The organism is Nocardioides sp. (genome assembly GCF_029937575.1).
In the GTDB taxonomy this organism is placed as follows: domain Bacteria; phylum Actinomycetota; class Actinomycetes; order Propionibacteriales; family Nocardioidaceae; genus Nocardioides.
Genome location: NZ_JAPYPS010000004.1, coordinates 80634 through 95760, shown reverse-complemented (window position 1 = coordinate 95760; position 15127 = coordinate 80634). Strand labels below are relative to the sequence as shown.

The window sequence follows — 15127 nt, the reverse complement described above, 5'->3', positions numbered from 1 at the left end:
ATGTTCCACGTGAAACGGAGTCAGACGTGCCCATCCGCACCGCAGGCGATCTCGCCTCCTACGACGACGGGTACGACGTGGAGTCGACACCCCTTGCCCGCGCCGCCCAGCACAGCATCCTGGCGCGCCAGGAGACGGGGCGGCGAGAAGCGGCGTTCCAACGCCCGGAGTCGACGCGGATCATGGTTGTCGCCAACCAGAAGGGCGGGGTCGGCAAGACGACGTCGACCGTCAACGTCGCCGCGGCGTTGGCTCAGCTGGGGCAGCGCGTGCTGGTCTTGGACCTGGACCCCCAGGGCAACGCGTCCACGGCGCTGAGCGTTGAGCACCGGCGCGGGGTGCCTTCGACCTACGACGCTCTCGTGGACGGGCAGCCGCTGGTCGACATCGCCCAGCCGTGCCCGGACCTGGACGGCCTCTACGTCATCCCCGCGACGATCGACCTGGCCGGTGCCGAGATCGAGCTCGTCAGCGTCGTGGCCCGCGAAGGTCGACTCCGCAAGGCAATTCACGCGCACCCGTGGGTCGGGAGCGCGGCCGAGGCGGGGGAGGAGCGTTTCGACTACGTCTTCATCGACTGTCCACCGTCGTTGGGCCTGCTGACCCTCAACGCGCTCGTCGCCGGCGACGAGATGATGATCCCGATCCAGGCCGAGTACTACGCGCTGGAGGGACTTGGTCAGCTGCTCGAGACCGTCGACATGGTGCGAGCCCACCTCAACCCTCGGCTCGCGGTCTCCACCATCCTGGTCACCATGTACGACGCGCGGACCCGGCTCGCAGCGGGCGTGGCCGAGGAGGTGCGCGAGCACTTCGGCGACCAGGTCCTGCGCACCGCCATCCCGCGCTCCGTGCGCGTCTCCGAGGCTCCGTCGTACGGACAGACCGTGATGACCTACGACCCCGGATCACCGGGAGCGCTGAGCTACTTCGAGGCGGCTCGGGAGATCGCTGTGCGGGGGGTCCGCTCATGAGCGCCGCGACGCCACCGCGCCGTGGACTGGGACGGGGACTGGGCTCGCTGATCCCCACGGCACCACCGGCAGGACCTCCGGCGGAGGAGAGCATCTCCGCCTCCACGCCGATCGCGGCTCCCGAGGGCCCAGGTGACGGCACGACGCGCACGACGAGTGCACCGGGCCCGGACCAGGCACGGCTGGCCCCGGTCGCCGGCGCTCACTTCGCCGAGCTCCCGGTCACCGCCATCACGCCCAACGCAGTACAGCCGCGTGAGGTCTTCGACGAGGACGCCATGGCCGAGCTGGTGCACTCCATCAGCGAGGTCGGCCTGCTGCAGCCGATCGTGGTGCGCCCCAGCGGCCCGGACCGCTACGAGCTGATCATGGGGGAGCGGCGCTGGCGCGCGACCCAGCAGGCCGGCCTGACCACGATCCCGGCGATCGTGCGGGAGACCGACGACGTCGACATGCTCCGTGACGCTCTCCTGGAGAACCTGCACCGCAGCCAGCTGAACCCGCTCGAGGAGGCGTCGGCCTACGCCCAGCTGCTCGAGGACTTCGCCTGCACCCACGAGGAGCTGGCCGGTCGGATCGGGCGATCCCGGCCGCAGATCAGCAACACCCTGCGCCTGCTGAAGCTCAGTCCCGCCGTCCAGCGTCGGGTCGCGGCCGGGGTGCTCTCAGCCGGTCACGCGCGCTCCCTGCTGAGCGTCACGGATGCGGAGATCCAGGATCGGCTCGCCGCCCGGGTGGTCGCGGAGGGGATCAGCGTTCGCGCCCTGGAGGAGATCGTCGCGGTCGGGGACACCGGTCGCCCCGAGACCCGCACCCAGCGGCGCCGCCCGACCGCGCCGGGACTGGCAGACCTGGCTGACCGGTTGTCGGACCGGCTGGAGACCCGGGTGAAGGTCGACCTGGGGCAGCGCAAGGGCAAGATCACCGTCGAGTTCGCGACGCTGGAAGACCTGCGCCGGATCGTCGACCTGATCGACCGGGACGAGTCCTGACGTCGCCAGCTACAAAGCGCTATGTCGACAAAGCGATAAAGATCTAAATCCTGGTGCCGGCTACTCGGCGTTGCGCTTGGCCGCGCGCTTGGCCGCCCGCTCCCGCTTCTCGGCGGCGTCGAGCAGCTCGGCCTCCTCCAGCGTGGGCGCGCTGCCGCCGTACGAGGCCGGGAGCCACCACGAGCCGGGAGGTTGCTCGTCGGCCGGATAGGAGCGGATGGTCTCGTCGAGCAGTCCCTGCATCACCGTGCGCAGCTCGGTGGTCTCGGCGTCCGGGTCGGCGCCGGTGGGGTACAGCGGCTCACCCACGTTGATCGCGATCGTCTTGCCACGCGAGAAGTCGCGGTCGTGACCCTTGGTCATCATCCGCTGGGTGCCCCAGAGGATCACCGGGACGAGTGGGACGCCCGCCTCGGCCGCGATCCGCACCGCCCCCGACTTGAACTCCTTGAGCTCGAAGGAGCGCGAGATCGTGGCCTCCGGGAAGATCCCGACAGCCTCGCCCCGCTTGAGGTAGGTCAGCGCCTGGCGCATCGATGCGGTGCCCGCCCCCCGGTCGACCTCGATGTGGTGCAGGGACCGCATCAGCGGACCGGTGATCTTGTGGTCGAAGAGCTCCCGCTTGGCCATGAACCGGACGAGTCGCCCGGACGGGTTGGCAGCCAGCCCCCCGTAGATGAAGTCGACGTACCCGATGTGGTTGACGGCCAGCAGCACCCCGCCGTCGCGAGGCACGTGCTCGGTGCCGCTCATCTGGAAGTCCTGCCCCAGGAGCCGGAAGGCGGTCTTGGCGGCCACGATGATCGGCGGGTAGGTGATGTCACGCATGGCTGACTCCTGAAGCTGGGTGGGACGGACGAGCAGGTGGCGGATCAGCGTTGCGTGGCCAGGAAGTCGGCGATCCTCCCGATCGCCTCCTCGAGCACCGTGACGTCGGGCAGGGTGACCAGCCGGAAGTGGTCGGGGTCGGGCCAGTTGAACCCGGTGCCGTGCGTGACCAGGATCTTCTTCGCCCGCAGCAGGTCGATGACCAGCGCCTCGTCGTCCTCCACGGGGTAGACCTCGGGGTCCAGCCGCGGGAAGCAGTAGAGAGCGCCCTTCGGCTTGACCGAGGAGACGCCCGGGATCTCGTTCAGCAGCCGATGGGCGAGCATCGACTGCTCGTAGAACCGGCCGCCCGGAGCGATCAGCTCCTCGACCGACTGGTAGCCCCCCAACGCCGTCTGGATGGCGTGCTGGGCCGGGACGTTGGGGCACATCCGCATGTTGGCCACCAGAGTGAGACCCTCGAGGAAGTCGGTCGCGATCTCCTTGGGACCCGAGATCATCACCCAGCCCGAGCGGTAGCCGCAGACGCGGTAGGCCTTGGAGAGGCCGCTGAACGTCAGGCACAGCACGTCGCTGCCGGCGGCAGCCGCAGCATGGTGGTGCACGGCGTCGTCGAAGAGGATCTTCTCGTAGATCTCGTCGGCGAAGACCACCAGCTCGTGGCGACGGGCGATGTCGACCAGGCCGGCCACGATCTCCTTGCTGTAGACCGCCCCCGTCGGGTTGTTGGGGTTGATGATCACGATGCCCTGGGTGTGCTCGGTGATCTTCGACTCGATGTCGACCAGGTCGGGGTTCCAGTCGTTGGCCTCGTCGCACAGGTAGTGCACCGGCGTGCCGCCCGACAGGGTGACGGCGCCGGTCCAGAGCGGGTAGTCCGGGGCGGGGACCAGGATCTCGTTGCCGTCGTCGAGGAACGCCTGCAGCACCATGGAGATCAGCTCGGAGACGCCGTTGCCGATGAAGACGTCCTCGACCGACACGTCCCGCAGCCCGCGGCCCTGGTAGTACTGCGCGACCGCGGTGCGCGCGGGGTAGATCCCTCGCGAGTCGCTGTAGCCCTGCGACTCTGCGAGGTGGTGGGTGACGTCGCTGAGGATCGCCTCGGGGGCCTCGAAGCCGAAGGGCGCCGGGTTGCCGATGTTGAGCTTGAGGATCCGGTGGCCCTCGGCCTCGAGTCGTTGGGCCTCCACGAGGATGGGGCCGCGGACGTCGTAGCGGACGTCGAGGAGCTTTCTGCTCTGTCGGATCTGGCGCACGCTCGCCATCTTGTCAGGTCCGGGTACGACGAAGGGCCCCGCGGTCTCGCGGGGCCCTCGTGTTGGTGCCTGTGGTTGTGCTTGTGGTTGTCGGTTGACTCACCGGGTTTCGTCACGCTCGGTGTCGGGTTCGTTCCTCACCCGACCTCGCTGCTCAACCACCGACGATCGGGTCCGCTGGCGCGTCCCCGATCAGATGAACTCGTCGAGCTCCTTGAGGAGCGCCGCCTTGGGCCGGGCACCGACGATCGTGCGCACGACCTCGCCACCCTGGTAGACGTTGATCGTCGGGATACCGGTGACCCGGTAGGACGACGGGGTCACGGGGTTCTCGTCGACGTTCATCTTGAGGAACTTGACCTTCTCGCCGTGCGCCCCGGCGAGCTCGTCGAGGATCGGAGCGACCTGGCGGCACGGGCCGCACCACTCCGCCCAGAAGTCGACCAGGACGGGGAGGTCGGACTTCAGGACCTCGGTGTCGAACTCTGCATCGGTCACGGCTGAGATGTTGCCCATGGTGGTGTGTCCTTCCTGGACGGGTCGTGGTGGCCTGGTAGCTGTCTCAACACCCCGGTGGCGGGGCTTGTTCCCTGCGCGGCGTCGCGCCGCACGGAGGGTCTCAGACCGCCGCGACCGCCGTGGCGGAGGCCTGGTGGTCGAGGTCGGCGATGTAGCGCTCGGCGTCGAGCGCCGCCGCACAGCCGGTGCCGGCAGCGGTGATGGCCTGGCGGTAGTGGTGGTCGACCAGGTCGCCGGCGGCGAAGACGCCGGGCAGGTTGGTCGCGGTCGCGGGCTGCTGGACCACGACGTACCCGTTGTCGTCGAGGTCCACCTGGCCGGTGAGCAGCTCCGAGCGGGGGTCGTGCCCGATCGCGATGAACAGCCCGGTGGCGTCCAGCTCGCGCGTCTCGCCGGTGACGGTGTCCTTCAGGGTCAGGGACTCGAGGCTGTCGGTGCCGTTGATCGCCTCCACGGCGGAGTTCCAGAGGATGTCGATCTTGGGATCGGCCACGGCGCGCTCCTGCATGATCTTGGAGGCTCGCAGCTCGTCCCGACGCACGATCAGGGAGACCTTCGAGCCGAAGCGGGACAGGAAGGTCGCCTCCTCCACGGCCGAGTCACCACCACCGACGACGGCGATGTGCTGCTCGCGGAAGAAGAACCCGTCACACGTGGCGCACCAGGAGACACCGCGCCCGGACAGGGCGTCCTCGTTGGGCAGCTCGAGCTTGCGGTACCCCGAACCGGTCGCCAGGATCACTGCGCGAGCGGTGTGGGTCTCGGTCGCGGTCTTGACGACCTTGACGTCGCCGGTGAGGTCGACCTCGACGACGTCGTCGGCAACGAGCTCGGCGCCGAAGCGCTCAGCCTGGGCGCGCATCTCGTCCATCAGCGCGGGACCCATGATCCCGTCTCGGAAACCGGGGAAGTTCTCCACCTCGGTGGTGTTCATCAACGCACCGCCGGCGGTGACCGAGCCCTCGAAGACGAGCGGGGCCAGGCTGGCGCGGGCGGCGTAGACGGCCGCGGTGTAGCCGGAGGGGCCGGAGCCGATGATGATCACGTTGCGGGTCTCGGTCATGAGGCGTTGCACTCCTGGGTTCGGCCTCGCGGGCCGGTCGCTGTGGCGGTGGCGGCCGCACGTGCGGCCTCGTCAATCCAACAGATCCTAGGGGAGCAGGATTCCCCGACCACGTCGCGCCAGTGAACGCCAGGTGGATCGCGGGGCGGTCAGTCCTCGACCGGCAGCACCGTGGAGCGGAGGAGCTCACCGGTCCCGCACCGCAGGAGGTCGACGGTCTGGGTCTCCCCGGTCCGCGGCCGGTAGGCGAGCACGGTGGGGACGTCGTCGTACAGCGCCGCCAGAAGAGTCCCGGGACCCCAGGCGGCAGCGCCGCACACGAAGCTCTCCGAGCGGCTCAGTGCCTCCCCGGGAATCACCGACCGCGCGGCCGACTCGACACCGCGTCGTTCGCGGAACCGGACGGCCTGCTTGGCGAAGCGGCTCTGGCTCAGCCGCACGGGAGGAAGGAGCCGACCGGAGTAGCGGCCCTCGGACTCCACAGGGGGCGCGACCGGCTCGTCCGGCGCCGCTTGGCTCGAGTCCGCGAGCAGGTCCTGGTCGGACTTCCGTCGCGCGGACGTGTCCCCGGCGTCCGCGCTCTCGGCCGAGCCACCGGCGTCGGACCCGTCGTCCTGGGCGATGCTGGCTGTGGCGGGGTCGGACTCGGACCGGGCGCCGTCGCGGAGCTCACCGACGCCCACGCCGACGACCACCACGGCAGCGGCGGCGACCAGGAGGCCGGTGACCCGGCGACGCCTGCGAGCGGCGAGGTCGCTCACGCCGTGGACGACCGGGTCGGGGCCCTCAGCGGCCAGCTGCTCGAGCACCCGCTCCAGCCGAGCGGCGACGTCGACCGGAACCGGATCACCGTGGCGCGACTGCGCGAGCAGCCGGCGCAGACGCGCCTCCCGCTCGGGGGTCACCTCGGGGTCGTGGTCGGACATCAGGTCGTCACCATCTCAACTACATCGTGGGGCGGCGCGGGCGGGGCCGGGGCTCGGGCGGTGGGTCGGCCGCTGCCGGAGTTGCCGTGGGCGCGTCAGGGTGTGCGGCTAGGCGTCCGGCGGACCGCGCGGTGGGTTCGGGGATGGGACGGCCCGCGGGAGCTCCTGGTTCCCCGGGGAGGGTGCGGGGTCCCGCTCGGTGCTCGGGTCGTCGATCAGGTCGGCCAGCAGGACGGCGAGTCGGCGCCGCCCCCGCGAGCAGCGCGACTTGACCGTGCCGACGGCGCACTGCAACATCGCCGCGGCCTCGGCGACCGGGTAGCCCTCCATGTCGACGAGGACCAGCGCAGCGCGCTGCTCCCGCGGGAGCGTGCCGAGCGCCTGCGCCACCTGCCGGCTGCGCTCGGCGGTGAGACTCTCCTCGGCCGGATCGACGCTGCCGGCCGCGGACGCGAGGGATCCCCGGCCGCCGTACTCCTCCAGGTCGTCGGGCAACGGCTCGGCTCGGCGGACCTTCAGGGCCCGCAGGCGATCGAGGCAGGCGTTGACGACCACGCGGTGGAGCCAGGTCGTGACCTGCGCCTCCCCGCGGAACGAGGCGGCCCGGCGGTAGGCGGCCACCATCCCGTCCTGAAGTCCGTCGGCGGCGTCCTCGGGGTTGCCCATCGTGCGCAGGGCCACCGCCCACAGTCGGTCCCGGTGACGGGTGAAGAGCTCGCCGAACGCAGAGCGATCCCCGGCCACGTGAGCCGCGAGCAGGTCAGCGTCCGTGCGCGGCTCGTTCGCGCCCCCAGGGGCGGGGATCGCGGTCTCGCTCATGGCGAGGTGGCGGCCTGGACGACGACCTCGGCGACGCGTCCGCGAAAGAGGGAGCCGTCGGCCGGGAGCTCGGTCAGCCACACGACGGCGTACGACGCCGAGACCGGCTCGTCCAGGCGCAGCTTCTTGGCGACCCGCTTGGCGCGTCCACTCGCAGCAGGCTCGAGGTCCGCGACGCCGTCTGGTGGCGAGTCGGTGAGGTAGAGGGAGACGACCGTCGGGGACCCGACCAGGGCCAGGTCGATGCCGGTGACGGCTCGCTCACCGCCGAGGTCCAGCACGAGGCCGACCCCCGTCTTGAGGCCCGGGGGAGGGCCGAGCTGGTCGTTGTAGCTCTGCGTGGCCCACGAGGTGGCGGTGTCACCGTCCACGGCATTGCCGGCAGCGTCGTCGTTTTCGAGACCGTCGGTCCCGAGCGGGTCGAATGCCGTCGCCGTCACCCCGGCCACCGGCGTGGACTCGACCCGGGTCGGCACGGTCGTCCCGTCGGCCTCGTCCGGGTCGGCGGTCTCGGAGGGGCCCTGGCTCAGGCTGATGGCCACCAGCACGGCCACGACGAGGAGCACGACGACCGACAGGATGGCGCCCAGGCGGAACCACGAACGGCCGGGCACCCGGTCGTCCTCGACCACCGGGAGGATGGTGCTGCTGCTGAGGCCACGTCCGTCGACCAGCCCGGCCCCCACGCCGGTGCCGGTGCTGGTGCCGGTGTTGGTGTCCCAGGGCCAGTAGCCGTCGCGCTGGCGCGGAGTGCTCGCGACCGGGTTGGTCGGGGTCGGGGTCGGCGTCCCAGCACGTGCTTGGCGCGCCGGTGACCCGTCGACGGGCTCGGGTGCGAAGAGCGGGCGCTCCGGCGGCGACTCGAACGGTGGCGGGGGTGGAGCCGGGGTGCTGCGACGCTCGAGCCAGGAGACGTCGTCGCCGTCGGGACCGAAGATCGGCATGCCCGCCTCGGTCGGACGCTCGGTGTCCCCGCTGCTGTCGGTGTCGCCGGTGTCGCCGGTGTCGGCTGGGTCGTCGGGTTCGCTTGCCGCCGCGGGAGTGCCGCGCGACGGCGTGGCCGTGCGCGCGCTCTCGTGCGGCGTCAGCTCGGGCACCTGGGGGAGCACCACGAGCTCCTCGTCGGGCAGCACCGGCGGGGTGCTCGAGAGCAACGCGTGCGCCATCCCGGTGGGATCACCCACGAAGTCGGCCAGGTAGTCGGCGATGCCGCGAGCGTCGGTGGGGATGCCGGCAGGCTCGCGGTGCCGGGCGTTGGGGTGGGAGTGCAGGAGCTCCTCGCACAAGGTGTCCAGGGGTCGCGGGATCCCGGCGCGGACCCGGCGCGGGCGCAGCACCTCGCCGTGGTCGCGCGGCGCCGGGGTCACGATCGAGCCCGACTGGCCGCCCCACCGAGCGGTCAGGGCGCAGTAGAGGACACCGGCGAGGTCGGTCAGGTCGTCGCGCACGTCGACGTCGGGGACGCCGTGCAGGGCGGCGTCGACGCACAGCCCGATGATCCGCACCCCCCCGGTCCTGTCGATCAGGACGTTCTCCGGGTTGAGCCGGCCGTGCGCGACGCCGGCGCGGTGGGCGGTGGCGATGGCGTCGGCGACCTCGGCCACCAGCCAGGCCGAGCGCCGCGGACCGAGGGGGCCGGTCCCGGCGGCGACGATGTCCAGGGACGTGCCCCACCCCCACTCGTTGACGACGTAGCAGACCTTGGCGGTGACGTCGGCGTCGAGGACGCGCAGGATGCGCGGGTCCAGCACGGTGGCGGACCGGCGCGCCGCCGCCATCAGCGCCTCGGCTCGAGGGTCGTCGGCCCGGATCACGTGGATGGCGACGTGCCGCTCCAGCATCCGGTCGTGTGCACGCCAGAAGCGTCCCTCGCCGCTCTCGCTGAGGAGGTCCACGAGCCGGTAGCGGTCGGCGAGGACGTCCCCGGGCCGGGTCGCGTGCGGCACCAGACTCCCTCCTCGCTCGGTCGGGTCAGCGACGATTGCGCTCCGACCCATCGTAGGACGCGCTCAGGCCCCGCGTCTGGACGACAGCCGACCTGAGACCTGCGAGATCACCGAGGTGACCTCGCGCAGGCGGAACGCCCGCGCCAGACCGACGAAGGCCACCACGTCGAAGACGCTCACCAGCGCGGCGCGGCCCAGCGAGGCCGCCCAGGAGGAGTCCCCGCCCCAGGCACCGAAGCCGAACGCGACCAGGGCCGACGCGCCCGTCGAGAGGACGACCACGCACAGCAGGCGGGCCAGGAAGCGCACGGTACGACGACCGCCGAGGTCGCCGAGCCGCCGTGAGAGGACCGAGTAGGAGATCACGGCGCCGGCGGCGTACGACGTCCCGTAGGCCACGACGAGGGCGGGGGTGGTGCCCTCGGGGCTGACCTGAGTGACGAGCAGCAGTGCCGCACTCACGTTGACCGCGGCCACGGCGCACTGGATGAAGAAGACCGTGCGGGTCAGCTCGAGGGCGTAGAACCCGCGGAGCATCAGGTAGTGGACGGTGAAGAAGACCAGGCCGGGCGCGAAGAGGGCCAGGGAGGGCGCGTACCGCTCGTAGCCGTCGGATGCGGCGCCGTACCCCCAGATGACGTGCGCCGCGTCGAGGGCGACCAGCGGGAGCAGCGCGGCCACCGGCACCACGACTGCCAGGGCGGTCCGCAGCGACGCCGCCAGGGTCGTGCCCAGACCCCGGAGGTCGCCGTCGGCGGCGCGCGCGGAGAGCCGCGGCAGGATGGCGGTCGCCAGCGAGACGGTGATGATGGAGTGCGGGACCATCACGATCAGGAACGCCGAGGAGTAGACGGTGTAGCCGGTGCCGTCCCCGCCCGCCGCGGCGCCACCGGAGGCGAGACGGACGACGACGGTGTAGGCGATCTGGTTGACGATGACGAACAGCACCGTCCACAGGCCCAGGCGGAAGGTCTGGCCGAGCCCGGCGTCGCGGAAGTCGAAGCGAGGGCGAAACGTGAATCCCGCCCGCTTGAGGTAGGGCACCAGGATCGCGAGCTGAGCAGCGATGCCCAGGGTCGAGCCCAGGCCGAGGACGAGCTCCTGGGTGCCGGTGTAGCCCGCCTCCAGCTCGGGGCCGCCGGCCGGGCCGAACGCCACGAGGTAGATCCCGAGGGTCGCCACCGAGATCACGTTGTTGGCGATCGGCGCCCACATCATCGGTCCGAAGACACCGCGGGAGTTCAGGATCTGCCCGACGAGGACGAACATGCCGTAGAAGAACACCTGCGGCAGGCACAGCCGCGCGAAGGCGATGACCGAGTCGAGCTGCTCTGCCAGCGCCGGGTCGTCGAAGTCGTTGTCGAGGTAGAGCGACATCACTGCCGGCGCGAAGGCGACCAGGGCGATGGTGACCGCCAGGAGGAACAGCCCCGCCAAGGTGACGATCCGGTTGGTGTACCCCTCGCCACCGTCGGGGTCGCTGCGCATCGCCCGCACGAGCTGGGGGACGAGCACCGCGTTGAAGACCCCGCCGGCCAGGAGGATGTAGAGCATGTTGGGGATCGTGTTGGCGATCGTGAAGATGTCGGCGTGCAGGCTCAGGCCGAGCGCCGCCGCCAGCAGGGCGGAGCGGACGAATCCACTCAGCCGTGACACCAGCGTGCCGGCGGCCATCACCGCGCTGGAGGAGAGCACGCTCGACTGCTCATTCACGGTCGCGGCCGGGCCGGGGGTCGCGGAGCCGGCGTCGGGGCCCGGTGACTCAGGAGGACGATTCATGCGCGCCGGGACCGCAGGATGCGTCGACGCAGCCGGAGTGCGATGGCCAGGAAGAGCGTGCCGACGCCCACGCCGATGATCACCCAGATGACGTCGCTGACCAGCACCGAGCGAATCGGCAGCTGGTCGCCGGCTCCGATCGGGGCGCCGTCGACGTCGGTCACCATCAGGGTCACGTTGTGGACCCGGCTGGTGGTGGTTGTCGCGTTGAGCAGGACGCTGGTGCGACTCTGCGGGCCGAGCTCGAGCGCCTCGACGGGATCGACGACCAGTCCCTGGTCGGTCACGGCAGCGATGCTGACCGCGACCCGTTCGTCGAGGGTGTTCCTCAGCGTGACCACGAACGTGCCCGAGTCGCCCGAGAGGGTGACTCCCGAGGAGGCGATGATCTCGATGCCGCTCAAGCGGGCGTCGAGCCACCCGCGCGCGAGCGAGAGCGCCGTCCGAGCGACCTTCTGTCGCCCGCGCAGCGAGTACGAGATCGCGCTGAGCGCCTCCTCGGTCACGCGGGCGCCGACCGTGGAGTTGTCGACCAGCACCCGCTGCAGTGTGTCGCCGGTGTCGATCAGCGAGCGGACGGCCGCGAAGGTCTCCGGCTGGAGCCGTCGCTTCGTGGCCTCCGGCTCGACGAGGTCCGCCGCCGAGATCACCCCCGTGGAGGCGCTGCTGGTGGCCGAGCTCAACCCCGTGAAGGAGATCCAGGACGGTTCGATCCCGTCGAAGAACTCGTCCGCCGTACCGAGGTCCCACTCGGTCGGCAGGACGACGGTGAGGGGCTGACCCGCCGGCGAGAGCGGGCTGCCGGCCTCGCGGACGGGCCGGGCGCGCACGGCCGCCTCGGCGAGGAGCCGCTGGCGCAGCCCGACAGCGGTCAGCGAGCGTCCCGGTCCGGGGCTGCCCTGGGTCGCGCCGTCGGAGGTCACGACCAGCTCGTGGCCGTCGAGGCGGACCACCGCCGGTGCCGGCGCCTGGAGGTATCGGTCGCTGACCAGCAGTGCGTCTCCGGGCTTCGCGGCACCGACCTCGGCCGGGTCGACGTACCCGTCCGGGGAGGCCAGCGTGGGGCGGCCGTCGATGCCCAGGGCCTCCAGGACGGCGCTCTGCTGCGAGCGCGCCAGGTCGAGCAGCGCGGGGCTGGCGCTGAGGGCCGCCCCCACGTCGAGGTTGCCGTAGGGGAGCGTGAGCACCTCCGCGCCGGTGAAGGCGTCCTCGGCCGCGGCGAGCCAGGACCTGGCGGCCCGCACGGCGGGGGTCACCTCGGCGGCGTCCTCGTCGCCCGACGGCGCTGGCTGCTCGGACTCGTCGTCACCCGACGAGGTGGCCCCGGGCACCGGATCGGTGGTGGTGGCGTCGGAGGGGACGGCCTCGGCGGCCGGGTCGGCGTCACGCGCACGGGTGGGCTCCAGCGACCGGGGGGCGTTGCCCGCGGCCAGGCGTCCGATCGCGTCGAGGAGCGCGGGGTCGACGAGCCAGGTCAGGGGGACGCCGGCCTCGTCGGCGGGATCCGCGAGGTCGACCAGGTCCCGCAGCCGACCGCCCGGCCGCAGCACCCGCTCCCACCCGTCCTCGTCGGCCAGCGAGCCGTCGGCGTCGTAGAGGACGCCTCGTACGAGCGGGACGACGAGCGTGGCGGGGACGGGGTCGGTGCGGCGTGGGACGAACGGCAGGAAGGTACGGGCGCGACCGTCGGTGAAGTCGTCGCGGGGAGTCGAGGCGCTCTGGCCCAGTGCGTGGACGCCGAACCAGTAGACGCCCGCGGTGTCGCCGTCGTTGCGCTCGGCGACCCCGGTGAAGTCGAAGGCGCTGGTCGGCACCGTGACGACGTACGGCGCGGTCTCGCCGGGCTCCAGGGTCTCGACGAGGCCGCGATCACCCTCGAGCACGCGCTCGCCGACCTGGGCTTCGAAGGGCACGTCCATGGCGTCGGCCAGCTCGGCCGAGGAGCTCATCGGGTCCAGCCCGTCACCGACGAACGTGTAGAGGTTGATCGTCGTCCAGGTCTCGTCGCTCCGGTTGGTGACAGTGCCCCGAATCGTGATGTTGCCGCGGGCGGGCAGCGTGGCCTTGGACAACGAGGCGATCCGCACCCGCAGGGGAGCAGTGTCGGGAGCGGGAGCCGCGGCTGCGGGGCTCGACGGCACCCCGACCGGCGACGCGGTTGCCTGGGCGGGAGCGCCCACGAGGCCCAGGGAGAGCGGAAGGCCGACTGCCAGGCCCGCGGTCACCGGACCCGTGCGCCGCACGAGGGCGGGCAGGAATCGACGGGGACGGACCACGAAGAGAGGGTATCCGCCGGTGCGCCGTAAACTCCGCGCCGTGTCCGAGCCGTCCTCACGTCCTGTCTCCCCTGTCAGTCCTGCCCCGGGCGAGGAGCTCTCGATGGTGGAGGTCCAGGCCCGCGTGGAGCGGGAGCTCGACCGCCTGGCGCCCGTGCTCGACGAGCTGGGTCAGCGCTTCGCCGAGGCCGGCCACGAGCTGCACCTGGTCGGCGGGCCGGTGCGTGACGCCATGCTGGGGCGTTCCCATCACGACCTCGACTTCACCACCTCGGCCCGGCCGGAGGAGACCGAGAAGCTGCTGCGGGCCTGGGGCGACGGTGGGCTGTGGGACATGGGGCGCGACTTCGGCACCATCGGCGCGCGCCGCGGCGAGTGGGTGGTCGAGGTGACGACGTACCGCTCCGAGAGCTACGACCCGGCCTCGCGGAACCCGACGGTCGCCTTCGGCGACGACCTCGCCGGCGACCTGGGTCGCCGCGACTTCACCGTCAACGCGATGGCGGTGAGCCTGCCCGGCCGCGCCTTCGAGGATCCCTTCGGTGGCATCGCCGACCTGGCCCACCGGATCCTGCGGACCCCGGGTCGTCCCGAGGACTCCTTCGGCGACGACCCGTTGCGGATGCTGCGCGCCGCCCGGTTCGCCGCCCAGCTCGGCTTCGACGTCGCGCCCGAGGTCGTCGCGGCGATGACGGACATGGCCGAGCGGATCAACATCATCTCCGCCGAGCGCGTGCGCGACGAGCTGGTCAAGCTGATCTGTGCGCCCTACCCGCGCCTGGGCCTCACCCTGCTCGTGGAGACCGGGCTGGCCGACCTCGTCCTGCCCGAGCTGCCGGCGCTGCGCCTCGAGCGCGACGAGCACCACCGACACAAGGACGTCTACGAGCACACCCTCACCGTCCTCGAGCAGGCGATCGACCTCGAGCCGCGCCTTCCGGGCGGCGGACCCGACTTCGTGGCCCGCTTCGCCGCGCTGATGCACGACGTCGGCAAGCCCAAGACCCGCCGCTTCGTCGCGGACGGCACGGTCACCTTCCACCACCACGACGTCGTCGGGGCCAAGATCACTGCCAAGCGCATGAAGGCGCTGCGCTTCTCGCGCGAGGAGATCGAGGCGGTCTGCCTGCTGGTCGAGCTGCACCTGCGCTTCCACGGCTACGGCTCGGGGGAGTGGACCGACTCCGCCGTACGACGCTACGTCCGCGACGCCGGCGCCCAGCTGGCTCGCCTACACGTGCTGACCCGGGCTGACTGCACGACGCGCAACCAGCGCAAGGCCGAGCGGTTGCGGCGCACCTACGACGACCTCGAGACCCGGATCGCCGACCTCTCGGAGGCCGAGGAGCTGGCCTCGATCCGTCCCGACCTCGACGGCAACCAGATCATGGAGATCCTCGACCTGGCACCGGGACGCGAGGTGGGACAGGCCTACGCCTACCTCCTGGAGGTACGGCTCGACCAGGGACCCCTGGAGCACGAGGCGGCCAAGGCCGCGCTGCTGGAGTGGTGGGCCGAGCGCCAGGCCTCCGAGTAGGAGCGAGGCTCCCGTGGCTGCGGGCCGGTGGACGTACGAAGGCCCCGGCCGGAGCGACGTTCCTGCTCCGGCCGGGGCCTCGCATGTGGCGGCATCCCCCCATGGACGCCGCCGCGGTGCCCACTGACCCCTCAGTGGGACACCAGGTGTCGCCCGCTGACCCCGCAGCGGGCGACGATCGTGCGTCGCTGGCCCCGCAGCGACGCACG

At 71.7% G+C, this 15127-nt stretch carries 12 protein-coding genes; 3 read left to right on the top strand and 9 right to left on the bottom strand.

What is annotated here, in order from left to right:
* Positions 1 to 32 precede the first annotated feature (32 nt).
* Complete coding sequence (locus Q1K33_RS02715; protein WP_300400398.1) at positions 33 to 974, top strand: ParA family protein; 942 nt, start codon at positions 33 to 35, stop codon at positions 972 to 974.
* Positions 971 to 1966 carry a ParB/RepB/Spo0J family partition protein gene (locus Q1K33_RS02710; protein ID WP_300400300.1) on the top strand — a complete coding sequence of 332 codons (996 nt, stop codon included), beginning with the start codon at positions 971 to 973 and terminating at the stop codon, positions 1964 to 1966. The genes Q1K33_RS02715 and Q1K33_RS02710 overlap by 4 nt, the downstream gene beginning before the upstream one ends.
* 60 nt (positions 1967 to 2026) lie before the next feature.
* Here the strand turns inward: Q1K33_RS02710 and Q1K33_RS02705 are convergent, their stop codons facing one another.
* The 9 genes from Q1K33_RS02705 to Q1K33_RS02665 form a co-directional block, all read right to left on the bottom strand.
* Positions 2027 to 2794 (bottom strand): lysophospholipid acyltransferase family protein, encoded by a 768-nt coding sequence (locus Q1K33_RS02705; protein WP_300400298.1) that lies wholly within the window; start codon positions 2792 to 2794, stop codon positions 2027 to 2029.
* A gap of 44 nt (positions 2795 to 2838) precedes the next feature.
* The gene (locus tag Q1K33_RS02700; RefSeq protein ID WP_300400296.1) at positions 2839 to 4053 is read right to left on the bottom strand and encodes a pyridoxal phosphate-dependent aminotransferase; all 1215 of its coding nucleotides are present in this window, start codon (positions 4051 to 4053) and stop codon (positions 2839 to 2841) included.
* Between the two features lie 192 nt (positions 4054 to 4245).
* Complete coding sequence (gene trxA, locus Q1K33_RS02695) at positions 4246 to 4569, bottom strand: thioredoxin (RefSeq protein ID WP_300400294.1); 324 nt, start codon at positions 4567 to 4569, stop codon at positions 4246 to 4248.
* Between the two features lie 103 nt (positions 4570 to 4672).
* Positions 4673 to 5635, bottom strand: a complete 963-nt coding sequence (gene trxB / locus Q1K33_RS02690; protein ID WP_300400292.1) for a thioredoxin-disulfide reductase — start codon at positions 5633 to 5635, stop codon at positions 4673 to 4675.
* A gap of 149 nt (positions 5636 to 5784) precedes the next feature.
* Positions 5785 to 6561 (bottom strand): hypothetical protein, encoded by a 777-nt coding sequence (locus tag Q1K33_RS02685; protein ID WP_300400290.1) that lies wholly within the window; start codon positions 6559 to 6561, stop codon positions 5785 to 5787.
* A 108-nt stretch (positions 6562 to 6669) separates the two neighbouring features.
* Positions 6670 to 7380 (bottom strand): RNA polymerase sigma factor SigM, encoded by a 711-nt coding sequence (gene sigM / locus Q1K33_RS02680; RefSeq protein ID WP_300400288.1) that lies wholly within the window; start codon positions 7378 to 7380, stop codon positions 6670 to 6672.
* The gene (locus tag Q1K33_RS02675) at positions 7377 to 9326 is read right to left on the bottom strand and encodes a hypothetical protein (RefSeq protein WP_300400286.1); all 1950 of its coding nucleotides are present in this window, start codon (positions 9324 to 9326) and stop codon (positions 7377 to 7379) included. The genes sigM and Q1K33_RS02675 overlap by 4 nt, the downstream gene beginning before the upstream one ends.
* Before the next feature lie 63 nt (positions 9327 to 9389).
* A complete protein-coding gene (gene murJ / locus Q1K33_RS02670; RefSeq protein WP_300400285.1) occupies positions 9390 to 11021 on the bottom strand; it encodes a murein biosynthesis integral membrane protein MurJ in 1632 nt (543 codons plus the stop codon).
* Positions 11022 to 11101: 80 nt separating this feature from the next.
* Entirely contained in the window at positions 11102 to 13381 is a 2280-nt protein-coding gene (locus tag Q1K33_RS02665) for a DUF6049 family protein (RefSeq protein WP_300400284.1), read from the bottom strand.
* Between the two features lie 103 nt (positions 13382 to 13484).
* Between Q1K33_RS02665 and Q1K33_RS02660 the strand changes: the two genes are divergently transcribed.
* Positions 13485 to 14918, top strand: a complete 1434-nt coding sequence (locus Q1K33_RS02660) for a CCA tRNA nucleotidyltransferase (protein ID WP_300400395.1) — start codon at positions 13485 to 13487, stop codon at positions 14916 to 14918.
* Positions 14919 to 15127 lie beyond the last annotated feature (209 nt).

What these genes read in the sequence shown, in the direction of transcription:
- Q1K33_RS02710 (WP_300400300.1), top strand. Translation starts at nt 971, where the DNA reads ATGAGCGCCGCGACGCCACCGCGCCGTGGACTGGGACGGGGACTGGGC.
- Q1K33_RS02705 (WP_300400298.1), bottom strand. Translation starts at nt 2,794, where the DNA reads ATGCGTGACATCACCTACCCGCCGATCATCGTGGCCGCCAAGACCGCC.
- trxA (WP_300400294.1), bottom strand. Translation starts at nt 4,569, where the DNA reads ATGGGCAACATCTCAGCCGTGACCGATGCAGAGTTCGACACCGAGGTC.
- Q1K33_RS02685 (WP_300400290.1), bottom strand. Translation starts at nt 6,561, where the DNA reads ATGTCCGACCACGACCCCGAGGTGACCCCCGAGCGGGAGGCGCGTCTG.
- sigM (WP_300400288.1), bottom strand. Translation starts at nt 7,380, where the DNA reads ATGAGCGAGACCGCGATCCCCGCCCCTGGGGGCGCGAACGAGCCGCGC.
- Q1K33_RS02660 (WP_300400395.1), top strand. Translation starts at nt 13,485, where the DNA reads ATGGTGGAGGTCCAGGCCCGCGTGGAGCGGGAGCTCGACCGCCTGGCG.
- trxB (WP_300400292.1), bottom strand. Translation starts at nt 5,635, where the DNA reads ATGACCGAGACCCGCAACGTGATCATCATCGGCTCCGGCCCCTCCGGC.